The sequence below is a fragment of the Halobellus rufus genome (assembly GCF_000739575.1).
Taxonomy (GTDB): Archaea; Halobacteriota; Halobacteria; order Halobacteriales; family Haloferacaceae; genus Haloquadratum; species Haloquadratum rufum.
Map to the genome: position 1 here is coordinate 55,118 of NZ_BBJO01000020.1, position 14,124 is coordinate 69,241.

Annotated in this window: 15 protein-coding genes and 1 pseudogene; 4 read left to right on the plus strand and 12 right to left on the minus strand. The window is 68.6% G+C overall.

Annotated features, from left to right (window positions below; genetic code table 11):
• Positions 1-15: 15 nt before the first annotated feature.
• A complete protein-coding gene (gene leuS / locus ACP99_RS09445; protein WP_049986365.1) occupies positions 16-2,913 on the minus strand; it encodes a leucine--tRNA ligase in 2,898 nt (965 codons plus the stop codon).
• Positions 2,914-3,037: 124 nt separating this feature from the next.
• On the opposite strand from leuS, the gene ACP99_RS09450 reads away from it, so the two are divergent.
• The 4 genes from ACP99_RS09450 (at position 3,038) to npdG (ending at position 5,282) form a co-directional block, all read left to right on the plus strand.
• The gene (locus ACP99_RS09450) at positions 3,038-3,904 is read left to right on the plus strand and encodes a TIGR01548 family HAD-type hydrolase (protein ID WP_049986366.1); all 867 of its coding nucleotides are present in this window, start codon (positions 3,038-3,040) and stop codon (positions 3,902-3,904) included.
• Between the two features lie 7 nt (positions 3,905-3,911).
• On the plus strand, positions 3,912-4,358 hold the full coding sequence (locus tag ACP99_RS09455; protein WP_049986367.1) for a hypothetical protein: 447 nt from the start codon (positions 3,912-3,914) through the stop codon (positions 4,356-4,358).
• Complete coding sequence (locus tag ACP99_RS09460; RefSeq protein ID WP_049986402.1) at positions 4,355-4,552, plus strand: hypothetical protein; 198 nt, start codon at positions 4,355-4,357, stop codon at positions 4,550-4,552. The genes ACP99_RS09455 and ACP99_RS09460 overlap by 4 nt, the downstream gene beginning before the upstream one ends.
• Positions 4,553-4,613: 61 nt before the next feature.
• Positions 4,614-5,282 (plus strand): NADPH-dependent F420 reductase, encoded by a 669-nt coding sequence (npdG, locus tag ACP99_RS09465; RefSeq protein WP_049986368.1) that lies wholly within the window; start codon positions 4,614-4,616, stop codon positions 5,280-5,282.
• A gap of 54 nt (positions 5,283-5,336) precedes the next feature.
• Here npdG and hisE read toward each other — a convergent pair whose 3' ends face one another.
• The 11 genes and pseudogenes from hisE to ACP99_RS09520 all read right to left on the minus strand — a co-directional run bounded on the left by hisE (position 5,337) and on the right by ACP99_RS09520 (position 14,027).
• Positions 5,337-5,639, minus strand: coding sequence for a phosphoribosyl-ATP diphosphatase (hisE, locus tag ACP99_RS09470; protein WP_049986369.1), 303 nt, complete (start codon positions 5,637-5,639; stop codon positions 5,337-5,339).
• Positions 5,640-5,725: 86 nt separating this feature from the next.
• The gene (locus tag ACP99_RS09475) at positions 5,726-7,585 is read right to left on the minus strand and encodes a PINc/VapC family ATPase (RefSeq protein WP_049986370.1); all 1,860 of its coding nucleotides are present in this window, start codon (positions 7,583-7,585) and stop codon (positions 5,726-5,728) included.
• 103 nt (positions 7,586-7,688) lie between these two features.
• Positions 7,689-8,336 (minus strand): non-canonical purine NTP pyrophosphatase, encoded by a 648-nt coding sequence (locus ACP99_RS09480; protein WP_049986371.1) that lies wholly within the window; start codon positions 8,334-8,336, stop codon positions 7,689-7,691.
• 111 nt (positions 8,337-8,447) lie between these two features.
• The gene (locus ACP99_RS09485) at positions 8,448-8,729 is read right to left on the minus strand and encodes a DUF5808 domain-containing protein (RefSeq protein WP_049986372.1); all 282 of its coding nucleotides are present in this window, start codon (positions 8,727-8,729) and stop codon (positions 8,448-8,450) included.
• A 258-nt stretch (positions 8,730-8,987) separates the two neighbouring features.
• Positions 8,988-10,600, minus strand: a pseudogene (locus ACP99_RS09490) (bifunctional N(6)-L-threonylcarbamoyladenine synthase/serine/threonine protein kinase).
• 33 nt (positions 10,601-10,633) lie between these two features.
• Entirely contained in the window at positions 10,634-10,948 is a 315-nt protein-coding gene (locus ACP99_RS09495) for a 30S ribosomal protein S24e (protein WP_049986373.1), read from the minus strand.
• 99 nt (positions 10,949-11,047) lie between these two features.
• Complete coding sequence (locus tag ACP99_RS09500) at positions 11,048-11,581, minus strand: GTP-dependent dephospho-CoA kinase family protein (protein WP_049986374.1); 534 nt, start codon at positions 11,579-11,581, stop codon at positions 11,048-11,050.
• A gap of 5 nt (positions 11,582-11,586) precedes the next feature.
• The gene (spt4, locus tag ACP99_RS09505; protein WP_049986375.1) at positions 11,587-11,784 is read right to left on the minus strand and encodes a transcription elongation factor subunit Spt4; all 198 of its coding nucleotides are present in this window, start codon (positions 11,782-11,784) and stop codon (positions 11,587-11,589) included.
• Positions 11,785-12,363, minus strand: a complete 579-nt coding sequence (locus ACP99_RS09510) for a DNA-directed RNA polymerase (RefSeq protein WP_049986376.1) — start codon at positions 12,361-12,363, stop codon at positions 11,785-11,787.
• Between the two features lies 1 nt (position 12,364).
• Entirely contained in the window at positions 12,365-12,748 is a 384-nt protein-coding gene (locus ACP99_RS09515) for a PIN domain-containing protein (protein WP_049986377.1), read from the minus strand.
• Between the two features lie 49 nt (positions 12,749-12,797).
• Positions 12,798-14,027 carry a translation initiation factor IF-2 subunit gamma gene (locus tag ACP99_RS09520; RefSeq protein WP_197052415.1) on the minus strand — a complete coding sequence of 410 codons (1,230 nt, stop codon included), beginning with the start codon at positions 14,025-14,027 and terminating at the stop codon, positions 12,798-12,800.
• Positions 14,028-14,124 lie beyond the last annotated feature (97 nt).

A 14,124-nucleotide genomic window follows, 5' to 3' on the forward strand; every position in this document is an offset into this window, starting at 1 on the left:
ACCGCTCCTTTCGCGCTACTCCGCTTCGAGTTCGATCGCCGGGCGGAACGGCACGGCCTGCTTGCGGGCCTCGACGTCCTCGCCCTCGCGCTGGACGACGATCTCGGCGTCGAACTCCGTCGCGAGGAAGTCCGCGGCCCGCTCGTAGGCGTCGGCCTCGTCGACCGCCGAGAGCGTCGCGAGCGTCTCCTCGTCGCGTCCGCGTGCGAACTCGACGAGTTCGCCCACGAGGTCGTTGACCGCGTTCCCGCGCTCGCGGAGGTCGGGGTCCTGCATCACTTCGCCCATCACCGCGCCCTGATCCGCGCCGACGTCGGCGACCGTCGCGAACACCTCGCGCTTCCAGTCGGCGGCGACGGTGATCCGGATGCGGTCGGGTTCGGCCTCGGGGACGTCCTCGTCGGCGTTCTGCAGCGACTGCTGGATCCCCTGAATGTCGTCGACGAGCCGTTCGATCTGGGTCTCGGCGGCTTCGATCTCGGGATCGAGTAGGTCCTCGTCGACGTCCGGCCACGGAGCGTCTTCGGCGGGCGTGCCCGTGAGCTGTTCGTGGAGCTCGTTCGTCAGGAACGGGACGAACGGCGCGAGGAGTCGGAGGCGCGTCTCGAGTACCTCCCGCAGCGTCCAGCGCGCCGCGGGCCGCGAGCGGTCCGTCCGGCGGCGGTACCACCGAAGGTCCTCCTCGAAGTCGTAGAAGGCCGCCTGACTCGCGGTTCTGGTCTCCGAGCCCTCCATCGCCTCGGTGACCGTCGAGATCGTGTGTTGCAGGCGCGACAGCAGCCAGCGGTCCGCGGTGGTCAGTTCGGGTCGCTCCTCGGGACCGGGGTCGTCGACGACGTCGTGCGCGCGGTTCCAGAAGCGTTCGAGCTGATTCCGGACGGAGGCGACCTGTTCGGCGCGCCAGTCGTAGTCCTGCCACGGCTCCGCCGAGTTGAGGAGGAAGAAGCGAACCGTGTCCGCGCCGTACTCCTCGATGGCCTTGCCGGGGAGGACCACGTGGCCCTTCGAGGAGGACATCTTCTCGCCCTCGAGGAGGCCCATCCCCATAATGACGATCCCCTCGGGCCACTGCGCCTCGTCGAACAGTTCGGCGTGGTGGAACAGGTAGAACGTCAGGTGATTCGAGATGAGGTCGTTCGCGGAGAACCGGTAGGTGACCGGGTACCAATAGAGCCACTCCGCGCGGAGCTCCAGCGCGCGCTCGTCGGGGTCGTCGACGGCGTCTGCGCCGTAAAAGAGCGCGTCGAAGAACTCCCGATCGAGGTCGTCTGCGGGGATCTCGTCGAGCCGGTGGGCGATCGTGTAGTACGCCATGTAGATCGTCGAGTCCGACAGTGGCTCGATGACGAAGTCCTGATCCCACGGCAGCCGCGTTCCGAGCCCGTAGTTCCGGATGCAGGGCCACTCGTTCAGCCAGTCGATCGTGTGGTCGTACTCCCCGCGGGTGTTCTCGGGGACGGCCTCCATCCGCGAGACGACCTCGTGGGCCTTCGCTTTCCACGCCTCGTCGTTGTAGCGCAGGAACCACGTGTCCTGCTCGGCGACGACGACGTCGCCCCCGCAGCGGCAGACGACCTCCTCGGAGAACTCCCGCATCGTGCCGAACGCGCCCTCTTCGCGGTAGGCGTCGCGGAAGCGCCCGCGGACGTCCTCGACGACCTCGCCGGCGAACTCGCCATACTCGTCGTTCAGTCGGCCGCTGTGGAACTCGCTGTTGTACAGCTCTTTCGTGGCCTCTTCGAGCGCGGGATCGGCGCTGGACTCGATGCCCGCGTCCTCGACGGCCGTCTTCGCGGGGATCTCGCCGTAGCCCTCGATCGTGAGGATCGGAATCGGCTCGATCTCCGCGACCTCGGCGGGGTCGATCCCGTATTCCCGCATCCGCTCGTCGTCGGCCTTCGCCTCTTCGAGCGCGACGTAGTCGTCCGGCGAGTGCGCCGGCACCGACATCACGACGCCGGTGGCGTTGTCGGCGTCGACGAAGTCCGCGGGCAGGACGAGCACCTCGTCGCCGGTGATCGGGTTGGTGACGCGCTCGCCGACGAGGTGCTCGCCCGCGACGGTCCGCTTCGGCGTCACCTCGTGGCCCTGCAGTTGGAGCTTCTCGACCGCCGCGGCGGAGACGAACCACTCCTCGCCGTCGACGTCGGCGACGACGTAGTCGGCGTCGGGATCGATGTAGGCGTTGGTCACGCCGCGGACCGTCTCGGGGCGGAGCGTCGCCATCGGCACGACCGTGTCGCCGTGGCCGAAGCGGACCAGCGTGTACTCCTGGAACTCCGCCTCCTCGCCTTCCAGCAGGTCGTGGGTCGTGACCGGCTGTTTCTCGTTCGTGCAGTACTTGACCGGGTGCAGGCCCTTCTCTAGGAGTCCCCGGTCGCGGAGCGTCTCGTACTGCCAGGTGATGAACTTCGAGTACCGGTCGTCGTTGGTGGTGAACTCCCGCCGCCAGTCGATCGAGAGCCCGAGGTCCTTCATCCCCTTCTTGTAGTGTTCCTCGATGAAGTGGCGGGCGTAGCCCATCGGCGTTTCGAGGTCCTGCAGGGTGTCCTCGGCGACGTTGTAGGTGTCCCGAAGCACCGAGAGTTGTTCCTCCTCGCCCTTCTTCAGGCGCTCGACCGCGCCGATGATCGGCGTGCCGGTGACGTGCCAGGCGATCGGAAAGAGGACGTTGTCGCCCTGCTGTCGCCGGTAGCGGGCGTACACGTCGGGGACGGTGTACGTCCGGGCGTGACCGATGTGCATCCCGCCGCTGGGGTAGGGGTAGGGGACGGTGATGAACGTCGGTTCGTCGCCCTCGGCGTCGCCGTCGTCGCCCGCTGGGACGTCCGCGTCGGGGTCGGCCTCGTAGCGACCCTCTTCGGCCCACCGCTCCCGCCAGCGCGCTTCGAGTTCCTGCGGGTCGTAGTCCATACCTATGGTCTCTGGACGGGAGGGTAAAATATCTCCTAACTCCGACGAGCGTCCGCTCCGGCGTCGCTTCTCGCACGCGAGCCGAAAGGACAACGCTAAGGCCGCCGCGCGGCCGGGTTCCAGTATGCACGCAGACGCGGTCGTCCTCGACATCGACGGCGTCCTCCTCGACGTCGCCGACTCCTACCGGCGCGCAATCGTCGAGTCCGTCGACAGACTGTACGGCCGGACGATCGACCGCGACGACGTCCAGTTGTTCAAGGACGCGGGCGGCTTCAACAACGACTGGGACGTGACGTACGCCGCGGCGCTGTACGTCCTCGTCGACGAGCGCGAACCGATCGACCTTTCGACGTTCACAGCGCGGATCGACTCCGGCGGCGGCCTCGCCGGGGCGGAAGCGGTTGCGGCCGATCACTTGGATCCGGACGACCTCGACGCCGTCCGACAGCGGTGGGACCGCGAGGGACTTCGATCGGCGTTCCAGGCGCTCTACCTCGGTGCCGACCTGTACCGCGAGCTCGAAGGCGGCGAACCGCCCTTCGAGACCGCGGGGTACATCCACGACGAACCGATCCTCGTCGACCCCGAGACGCTCCGATCGCTCGAGGCCACCGCCGCGGTCGGCGTGCTCACCGGTCGACCGGCCGCCGAGGCCGACATCGCGCTCGAACGCGTCGGTCTCGACCTCCCCGCCGAGCACCGCTTCACGATGGACGACTGGGAGGAGGGAAAGCCGCACCCGAACGCGCTGACGACACTCGCGGAGCGGTTCGACGCCGACGGCGTCGCCTTCGCCGGCGACACCCTCGACGACGTGAAGACCGCGGTCAACGCCGCGGAGGCTGACCCCACACGGACGTATCACGGGATCGGCGTCCTCACCGGCGGACTGACGGGCGAGTCGGGCCGGCGGGCGTTCGAGTCCGTCGGTGCGGCCGCAGTCGTCGATTCGGTGAACGACCTCCCGGAGCTGCTCTTCGGGGAGTGAGTGACGGATGGACCTGCCGCGCCCGCTAGACGCGATCCGCTCGGGGCTGTCGCGGCCACTGGACGCGCTTCGGTCGACGGACGCGGTCCGGATCGAACGGCTGTTCTGGGCGGGGGTGTTCGCCGCCCTCGTCGCCGTCTTCGCCGCGCTCGTGCTCGCTCCCGATCCGACCGGCGCGGTTTCGATCGCCGTGGCACTGGCGGCGTTCGCCGTCGTCGCGCCGATCGCGGCGCGGCTGTCGGCCGGATCGGTCTCCCCGAACGCCCAACCGGGGGATCAGACCGTCCGCTACGTGGTCTTCTTCGCCGTCGCCACCGTCGGTCGCGTCGGATTCGGCGCGCTCGGTTACGACGGACTCGGTGCGAGCATCGTCACCTTCGGCGCGGCGTGGGTGCTCGCGACCCGCGCGGAGTGGCTCAATCCGCGGCGGTGGAGCGGGGGGACGACGCCGTGAGCGGCGTTCGGTCGGACCTCCTCCGCTTCGTTGCGGTGGTTCTCGTCGTCGACGCGCTCGGCCTGCTCGCGTGGCGACTGCTGCCGCCGGCGACGAACGCGCGGACGATCGTCCTCTTCGGGACGTTGCTGGCGGCCCCCCTGCTCGGTTTTCTCTACGTCTATGCACCCGCGGTGTCCGGCCCGCGACCCTGAACTTGGCCGTTTGTCCCGGCGCGCTCGCAACGCTTTACCCGGTCGCTACCGCACGCTCGGTATGCGAATCGCGCTTCTCGGCGGCACCGGCGACCTCGGTAACGGCCTCGCGCTCCGCCTCGCCGCCTACACGAACCACGACGTCGTGATCGGCTCTCGCGACCCGGACGCCGCGCACGACGCGGCCGACGCATACCAGGCCACGCTCTCGGAGCGCGGCCGCGACGTCAAGGTGACCGGCTTCGAGAACGCGATGGCGGCCGACCGTGCCGACGTCGTCGTGCTCGCGGTCCCGCCCTACGCCGTCACCGACGTCGTCGACGCCGTCGCTAGCGGTCTCCACGCCGACGACGTCCTCGTCGCGCCCGCCGCGGGGATGCGCCGAGACGACGACGGCTTCCGCGCACACCTCCCCTCGGCGGGCAGCGTGACCGCGCTCGTCGCCGACGCCGCCCCCGACGACGTCGGGGTCGTCGGGGCGTTCCACTCGATCCCCGCGGGCCGCCTCGCCGACCTCGACGCGGACCTCGGCATCGACACGCTCCTCGTCGGCGACGACGACCGGGCGAAGCGGGTCGTTTCGGGAATCGTCGACGACGTCGACGGACTGCGCGCGCTCGACGCCGGGGGCCTCGCCAACGCCGCCGAGGTAGAGTCGCTGACGCCGCTACTCCTCAACGTCGCGAGAGAGAACGACGGGATGCGCGACGTCGGCGTCTCGTTCCGGTAGCAGTCGACGGCGTCCGCCGCGCTCACCGTTCTGACGCCTCGCCGCTCCGACTCCTCAGAACCGGTCTCGGAGCTCGACGCGGAGGTCTTCGAGCGTGACGTCCTCCATCGCGAGGAGGACCAGCAGGTGGTAGACGAGGTCCGCGCTCTCGGCGAGCAGTTCCTCCTCCTCCTCGTCCTTCGCCGCGAGGATCGTCTCGGTCGTCTCCTCGCCGAGCTTCTCGAGGACGGCGTTCTTCCCCTTCTCGTGGGTGAAAAGCGAGGCGGTGTAGGAGCCCTCCGGGAGCGTCTCCTTCCGGTCTTCGATCGTCGCGAACAGTTCGTCGAGAACGTCTTCGGCGGGCGTGTCGGCGTCCATACCGCAGGTGTGTCCGCGTCGGGAAAAGAATCGTCCGGTTCAGCCGTCCGGTCCCCTCCTCCGGGTCGCTCGGCCGCGAGCGGGATTCAGGCCGTGTGAACCGTGATCTGCTGTCGGCGGTCGATCGCCTGTTCGAGTTCGTCGGCGATGGCGCTGCCGCGCGACACCTGGATGTCGCCGCCGCGGCCGACCGTCGCGGTGAAGAGGTACTCGCCGTCCGCGCGGATCTCGACGGTCTCGCCGACGTGTTCGTCCATCCGGATCACGACGTGCCGGGAGGTCACCTCCGGCGTGACGACGACGCCCTCGGAGGTGCTGCCGCCCGTCCCGCCGTTGCCTTCGGTGCTTCCAGCGCCGCCGCGTCCGGGTTTCTCGTCGTGCGTCCGCACGTCGATGTCGATGCCCAGTCTGTCCTCGACGTCCGAGATCCGTCCGCCGCCCTTGCCGATGACGTAGGAGATGTCGTCCTCCTCGACGTAGACGACGGCCTCGTTCTGCCCCCTGAGTTCGACGTCGACGTGGCCGCGCGCGATCGAGCGGATCTCGCGTTCGATCTCCTGGCGGGCGAGTCGGCCGACGCCGGTCTCGTCGCTCCCCTCGCTGTCGCCGAGCGGCACGGTGACGACCTGGCGGTTGAAGGTGTAGATCTCGTACTCGGGCTTTCCGGTCTCGAAGTCCGCGACCTGGATGACCGGGCGCGCGAGGTCCTCGGCGGTGAGGCCCTCCGGAACCTTCACCTGCGTGGTGACGTCGTAGACGGTGTCGACGCGGCCGTCCTCGATGTAGACGACGGTATCGACGACCTGCGGGATCATCCCGAGTTCGACGCGGCCGACGAGCCGCTGGAGGGCGTCGATCGCGCGGGTGGCGTGGACGACGCCGACCATCCCGACGCCCGCGAGCCGCATGTCCGCGAAGACGCCGAAGTCCTCGGTCTTCCGCACCTCGTCGTAGATCGTGTAGTCCGGGCGGACCAAGAGCAGCGAGTCGGCGGTCTTCGCCATATCCCCGCCGAGGGCGGTGTACTGGGTGATGTCGGGACCGACCTGGAGGTCGCGGGGCTTCTCCATCGTCTTGACCGCGTAGTCGGCGTCGGTGAGGAACTCCGCGACCGCCTGCGCGAACGTCGACTTCCCGGCCCCGGGCGACCCGGAGATGAGGACGCCGCGCTGGCGCTCCTTCAGCCGGTCTCGGAGCTCGTCGGCGAACTCGTAGTCGTCGAGGTCGGTCTTGACGATCGGTCGGACCGCGGTGATCTCGATGCCGTCGGCGAACGGCGGCCGGGCGACCGCGATGCGGTAATCGCGGAACTGGACGATGCTCATCCCGGGTTCGGACAGTTCCAAGAAGCCGTCCGGGCTGCTCCGGGCGGTGTTCTCGATGTCGTCGGCCCACTCTTTCATCGTCGCCTCGTCGGTCACCTCCTCGTCGATCGTCTGGTAGTGCATCTCGCCGATGGCCCCCCGCTTTGCCTTCGGCTTCGTCCCCGTCTTCAGGTGCACCGACATCGTCTGCTCGTCGAAGAAGTCCTCGATGACGAGCCCGCCGGATCCCCGGGTCCGCGGTTCGACGTACTCGACGTCGAGACCCTTCGCCCGCGCGACCTCTGCCTGGACGACGTCGCTGGTCAGAAGCGTCGCGCCCTCGTTCTCGGCGACCTCGCGGATGAGCGCGTCGATGTCGCCCTCGTGGGCTCCGGTGGCCTCGCTGGGCTTCGTCCGGCGGCCGACGTACCGGACCTCGACCGCGCCGTCGTCGGCGAGTTCGGCGAGCCGCTGGAGCTCTTCGAGCCCCTCCCAGCCGGTGTCGAGGCCGTCGTTGGCCTGCGATTCGAGTTCGCCGACGACGGCTTCGGGGACCAGGACCGTCGCCGCGTCGCCGTCCGACTCGATCCGCTCGGACACGCGACCGTCGATGATCGCGCTCGTGTCCGGAACTATATTCATACGAGCGGATTCGACCGGCGGACGGATAAGGCTATAGACTGGTTCGCTTGGGATCGTCGGACCCCGTCGACTGCGGTGCCGCAACCGCGATTCGGTCCGTCGCTCAGTTCTGTCGGCCTTCGAGCCACTCCGCGAACTTCGCGAACGCGCGGCCGCGGTGGGAGACGGCGTTCTTCTCGGCGGCGCTCATCTCCGCGAAGGTGGTGCCGTCGTGCTCGAAGATCGGATCGTATCCGAAGCCGCCCTCGCCGCGCGGTTCGACGACCCGACCGCGGACCGTCCCGTGGAACAGTTTCACCGGAAGCGCGTCGGCGTCTTCGTCACCGTCGCTCGCCTCGGTCGCCGAGCCCGCGGCCGCCGCGGCGCTTCGATCCTCGCGGTCGACGGGATCCGGTGAAGCCTCGAACGGTTCGCCGTCGCAGTACGCCAGCACGCAGCGGAACGACGCGCGCCGCGGCTCGTCGATCTCGCGTTCGACGAGCCGCTGGACGGTCTCGACGCCCAGCGTGTCCTCGACGTAGGCGGAGTACGGGCCGGGGAAGCCGTCGAAGCCCTCGACGAACAGCCCCGCGTCGTCGACGAGGACCGGCTCGCCGGCGTGCCGGTACGCCTCGCGCGCTCCGCGCGCGGCGATCGGTCCCAACTCGGCGGCCTGTACCTCGGTGTAATCGTAGTCTAACTGCTCGACGCCGTCGAGGTACTCGCGCGCCTCCCGCACTTTCCCGGCGTTCGTCGTGACGTAGCGAAGCATCTGACCGGACACTCGTCGAGTCGAGAGAAAGTAGCGTCGGTTCCGCGGCACCAGGGCGGCGACGCCGCGGCCGCATCCATCGCCAGCGCGTCCCGAACCGTCGTGAGTCGATCAGTCGACGATGACTTCGACCGGGCCGTCGTCGTCCTCGTCGGCTTCGGCGGCGTCGCCGCTCCGTGACTTCTGCTCCTGCCAGAGCAGTCCGCCGACGACGACGAGCGCGACCCACGAGCGCCAGTTCGCGAGGTTGAGCGTGTAGCCGATGCCGAAGGGCTTCTTCACGAGCATCCCCTCTCCGGGCTTCCAGTAGGAGGCGAGCATCCGCCCGATCGACGGCCGCTCGAAGTTGTACGGGATCCCGAGAATCTCACCCTGCTTCGGTTTGTCTACCATACGACAGGGTACGCTGGGCTGTCATAAATCGTTTTGGCATCCGAATCTCCCCCACGGCGACGCCGCCGATCCTCCACGAGACTTCAAGTACGATCCCGGGGCCACCGTCGCCGTGACGTAACAGCCACCCCGCGTCGGCTCGCGGTTGCTCGGCACACCGACGCGGGACCGACGGCGACTCTCGGGAGACGGCAGCCTCCCGACGGCGTCACCGACGCTGGTGCCGACTGTTCGCCCCATTCGCCTCACGCAGCTACGCTACTGCGTCGCCGACTGATAGCGGCCGCGCCCCTCGACCTCGCGGAGTCGCGTCCGGACCGCCGCGTCGCCGACGGCGGCGTACCCCTCCTCGACGGCCGCGAGCAGCGGCTCCGCGTCGGCGGCCGTCCCGGCGACGCTCTGTTTGAACACGTGGAGGTCCATCGCGTGGTCCTCGACGTGACCGGTGTGGTAGCCGAGGCCGAAGTCGATGAGGTACGTTCGGTCGTCGCCGACGCGGACGTTCCGCGTGGTCGGATCGCCGTGGACGAATCCCGCCGCGTGGATCGCCGCGAGGTGCCGCCCGACCGCGCGGCACCGATCGACGGAGAGCGCCGCGGCGAGGTCGTCGTCGCCGACGCGCTGGAACACGAGTGTTCCCTCCGTCGGATCGACGTCGTAGACGACGGGCGTCGGGACGCCGACGCGCCGCGCGGCGCTCGTGAGCCGCGCCTCCGCGCGGGTGCGCTCGGCGCGGAGCCGCTCGTCGAGCGACGGGTGTCGGTACGCCTTCGGGACGCGTCGCTTGATCACGCGGTCCGCCTCGATCGTCACCGTCGCCTCCGCGCCGCGGATCGTCTCCGAGGCGGTCGGGTCCCGAACGACGTCCTCGTCGTCGCCGCGCCACGTCACCGCGACCTCGTCGGGGCGGAAGTTCGGGTCGACCGACGACTCCGACACGGCGAGCGTGTCGCCCGCGTCGTACATCTTCGCGCCCAACACCGCGATCATCCCCGCGTTGTCGCGGAGAAACCGCGGCTCGGGCGCGTAGAACTCTGCCCCACGTTGCTCGCACATCGATTCGAGCATCTCGCGGAGCCGGGCGTTCTGCCCGACGCCGCCGCCGAGGACGAGTTCGTCCGTCCCCGTCAGCGACAGTGCCCGCTCGGCGACCTCCGTCAGCATCGCGAAGATGGTCTCCTGCAACCCGGCGCAGACGTCCTCGACGGGCGCGCCGTCGTCGACGGCGTCCTTCGCCGCCGACATAATCCCCGAGAAGGAGAAGTCCATCCCCTTGACGACGTACGGGAGGTCGTGGTACTCGCCCTCCCGTGCTCGTCGCTCGACCTTCGGACCGCCGGGGTGAGACCAGCCGAGGTGGCGCGTGAACTTGTCTATTGCATTGCCGACGCCGGTGTCCATCGTCTCGCCGAGGATCCGGTAGCGGCCGTTGTGATACCCCAGCAGGTGCGCGTTCGCCCCCGAGGCGTTCAGACAGACCGGCGAGTCGAATCCCGACCGGTGGCGTCCGATCTCCAGGTGCGCCACCATGTGGTTGACGCCGACAAGCGGCACCGACAGCGACTGCGCCAGCGCTCGCGCGGCGGTGCCGACGATGCGGAGACAGGGACCGAGCCCCGGCCCGCGGGAGAACGCGACGGCGTCGACTCCGGGGCCGTCAGCGTCGGCTGGTCCGTCGCAGCCGCGCGATCGAGCACCGTCGCGACGACCTCGGGGATCGCCGTCCCCATATGTTCGGCCGCCTCGCGCGGGTGAATGCCGCCGCTGTCCGGTTCGTAGGGATCGGATTCGATGACGACCTCGTCGGTTTCGCTGTCGTAGAGCGCGGCGCTGGCGGCCCAGGCGGTCCCTTCGATTCCGACGATTCGCATCGAAAAGTAGTGGTGTTCGGACTGTGCGCCGAATTATGCCTCTTCGGCTTCCGCTTCGGCGGCCTCGTCGGCCTCGATCTTGTTCCGATCGAGCATGTAGTCCTGCTCGATGTCGCTCGCGAGTTCGGGCGAGTCGTAGACCTTCGCGTAGCCGACGGTCTTGCGCATCCCGAACTTCGTGTCGAGTTTGTGGACGACGACCTCGTCGGAGTCCTTGTTCAGCTTCGCGGCGAGGCTGTCGCGGACGGAGAGCCGCGAGGGCGTGGCTTCGTCGTGAACGATCTCGAACCGGACGTCGGACCGATGCAACATCGGGTTCTCGTCCTCGGAGATAATGTCGATTTCCATGGTTCAGTTGTCCTACCATCCTCCCGAAAGGAGTAAAAGGATTTCGAAGGGACGAACGCGGTCTTTCGACCGTCGTCCCCGCGCGATGGCCGGCGTCAGCTACCCGTCGACGCCCATCGCGGCCAGCGCGCCCGCGACGTCGCCGTCCATCCGTTCGATCAGCGCCCGCATCTCCGCTTTCGATTCCTCGGTCACCGCGACGCGGACCATCCCCTCGTCGGGCTGCCCGTAGACGACCGTCGCGCCGAGCGGGGCGACGAGCACCGCGGGGAGCGCCGCGAGATCCTCCTCGCCGTCGACGACGATCGTGACCGGCTCCTCGGTCGCGACGGCATCCGCGAGCGCCGCCAGCATCGCCTCCGAGAGCGCGCCCGCGGGGTTCTCGACGTCGCGTCGGTGCTCGGGATCTGCGAGCGCCTCCCGGATCTCCGCGTCGACCGCCTCGCGTTTGGTCTTCCCGTCGACGATCGCGACAGACGGTCTATGTCCCGCCCGTCGGAGGTGGTAGGTGACGACGTCGCCGACGGCGATGATCGGGCGTCCGGCGTCCGCGAGCAACGCCTCTGTGTCGGTGTACAGCGGGCCGAGCGGGTCCTTGAACGAGCCGCGGAGATCGTCTGGGAGCGTGAGCATCCAGATCAGCGGACTTTCAGCGCGTAGCCGCCCGGTTCGGAGACGTTCATCTCCTCGGCGATCTCGGACTGTTCGGGGTGCGTGATGACGACGTAGCCCGCCCAGTCCTCGGTGAGACTGCTCGAACCGCAGTTCTCACACGCCTGCGCGTCGCCGTGGTTGATGTAGTGGCACTCCCGGCAGGCGAGACGGGACGAGGCCATCTATTCGCCCTCCGCACCGGTCGCGGCGGTGCTGGCCTGTCTGTCGGCTTCGAGCCAGCCGTGCTTGCCGAGCCCCGGCTGTTTGGCGGTCAGGCCGATCTTCGAGTCGCGGGGGTTGCGTTCGTCGATGCTCTTCGTCACGACGCGGACGCGGACAGAGTCCCCGACGCTGAGCGTCCGGTTCGACTCCGTCGACGCGAGCTGTTGGTTCTCGCCGTCGTAGGCGAGGAACTCGTCGGAGATCTGGGAGACGTGCAGCAGCCCGTCGACCGGTCCGATCCCGACGAAGGCACCGAACTCGACGACCTCGACGACCTCGCCGTCGACGACCTCCTGCATCGAGGGGTCGAAGGTGATCGCGTCGAACTCCGCCTCGTAGTAGACGCCGGCGCGTCCGGGGAGTACGGTCCCCTCGCCGATGTCGTGGACCTCGACGACGCTGACGACGCTGCCGACGTCCTCGTCCATCCGTCCTTCCAGTTTGTCCTGCAGGAGCCGCTTGACCCGCTGTGGCGTCACGTCCGCGAGGTGCGTAGGCGGCACCTCGACTGTGTCTTTGAGTCGTACCCGTTTGTACATGCTATGGTTCTGTTATCTCCAATGTGTTTCGACCCCTTAAACCGATTACGCGAACGCCGCGTTCGAGCAACCGGTCGCGGAGCGGCCTGTCGTTGGTGAGGACGTATCCGCCCTCCCTCTCTGCGAGTTCGACCACCGCGTCGTCGGCGTAGGAGACGCCGGTCTCGACGACGCGGCAGCGCGAGACGAGGTCCCGCCCGACGCTCGCCGCCGTCGCCTCCGCGCCGGTCCCGGCCGCGCTGAGCTTCTCTAACTCGGCGACGACGGCGCGGGGGACGACCAGATCGACGTCCGCCGCGAAGAGCCGATCGAGCTCGTCGAACACGCGCACGTCGAGTTCGACCGGCATCATCAGCGCGTTGGTGTCGAGTATCACGGTCGTCATCTCCTCTCGTCTCGTGGTTCGGTCGCTGTTCGTCGGGTCGCCGGGGCGCTCACTGCAGGGTGCCGATCCCGATGAGTCGCCAGCGCGCGCCGACGCGGCGGTTGATGGCGATCTTCGCGCCGGACTCGGCGCAGACGGGTCGCTTCAGCGACACCTCGGCCTCGCCCGCGCGGGCGCTGGTCACCGCGCCGACGGTCGTCGCCGTGCCGACGGTGAGCATCAGCGGCTCGCCGGTCGAGATCTCCTCGACGCTTCCCTCGTCCTCGCCGACGATCCGATCGAGGAGTTCGACGTCCATCGTGAACTCCTCGCGCGTCGGCGGCAGCGTCCCGGGTTCGCCGGCTACCTGCCCCGCGAGGGCGTCGCCCTTCGTGAGACTCGGATCGAGTCCCGTGCCGATGCCGCAGAGGCCGCCCGGCCGCACTTCGTCGACGGACTGGCCGCCAGCCTGCAGCGAGCGGATCTCGGTCGTGATCGGTTCCCACTCCGTCGATCCGCCCTCTTCGACCTCGCGGCCCGGGCGCAGTTCGAGTTCCTCGCCCGCGGTGAGTTTGCCCTGGACGACGGACCCGCCGACGACGCCGCCCTTCAGGTCCTCCCACGTCGTCCCCGGGCGGTTGATGTCGAACGAGCGCGCGGCGAACAGCCGCGGGTCCTCCGACTCGTCGCGCTCGGGGGTGGGGATCTCCCGCTCGATCGCGTCGATTAGGAGGTCGACGTTGACCTCCTGCTGGGCGCTGACCGGGACGATCGGCGCGTCCTCGGCGACGGTGCCCTCGACGAACTCCTCGATCTGTTCGTAGGATTCGACCGCGCGCTCGCGGTCGACCAGATCGATCTTGTTCTGTGCGATGACGATGTTCTCGATGCCGATGATGTCGAGCGCCATCAGGTGTTCTTCGGTCTGTGCCTGGGGAACGTCCTCGGTCGCGCTCACGACGAGGACCGCGCCGTCCATGATCGCCGCGCCAGAGAGCATCGTCGCCATCAGCGTCTCGTGGCCCGGCGCGTCGACGAACGAGACCGTCCGCAGTACCTCGGTCTCCTCGCCGTCCGGCCCGGTCTCCTCGACCGTGTAGCACTCCGGCGGGTCGACGCCGGGAATCTTTCGGAACGTCGCGTCGGCGTACCCGAGTCGGATGGAGATCCCGCGCTTCATCTCCTCGGAGTGCTGGTCGGTCCACGACCCCGACAGCGCCTGCACGAGCGTCGTCTTCCCGTGGTCGACGTGTCCGACGAGTCCGATGTTCACCTCCGGTTGCTGTGTTTGTTGTGTCACCATTGACCTCCTAGAGAGTAATCTTGGGTGCAATTCGCCGCGAACGACTGATAAACTTGCTGTTCTCCGCCCGACACGCGCCGTGGGAGGCGCTTAC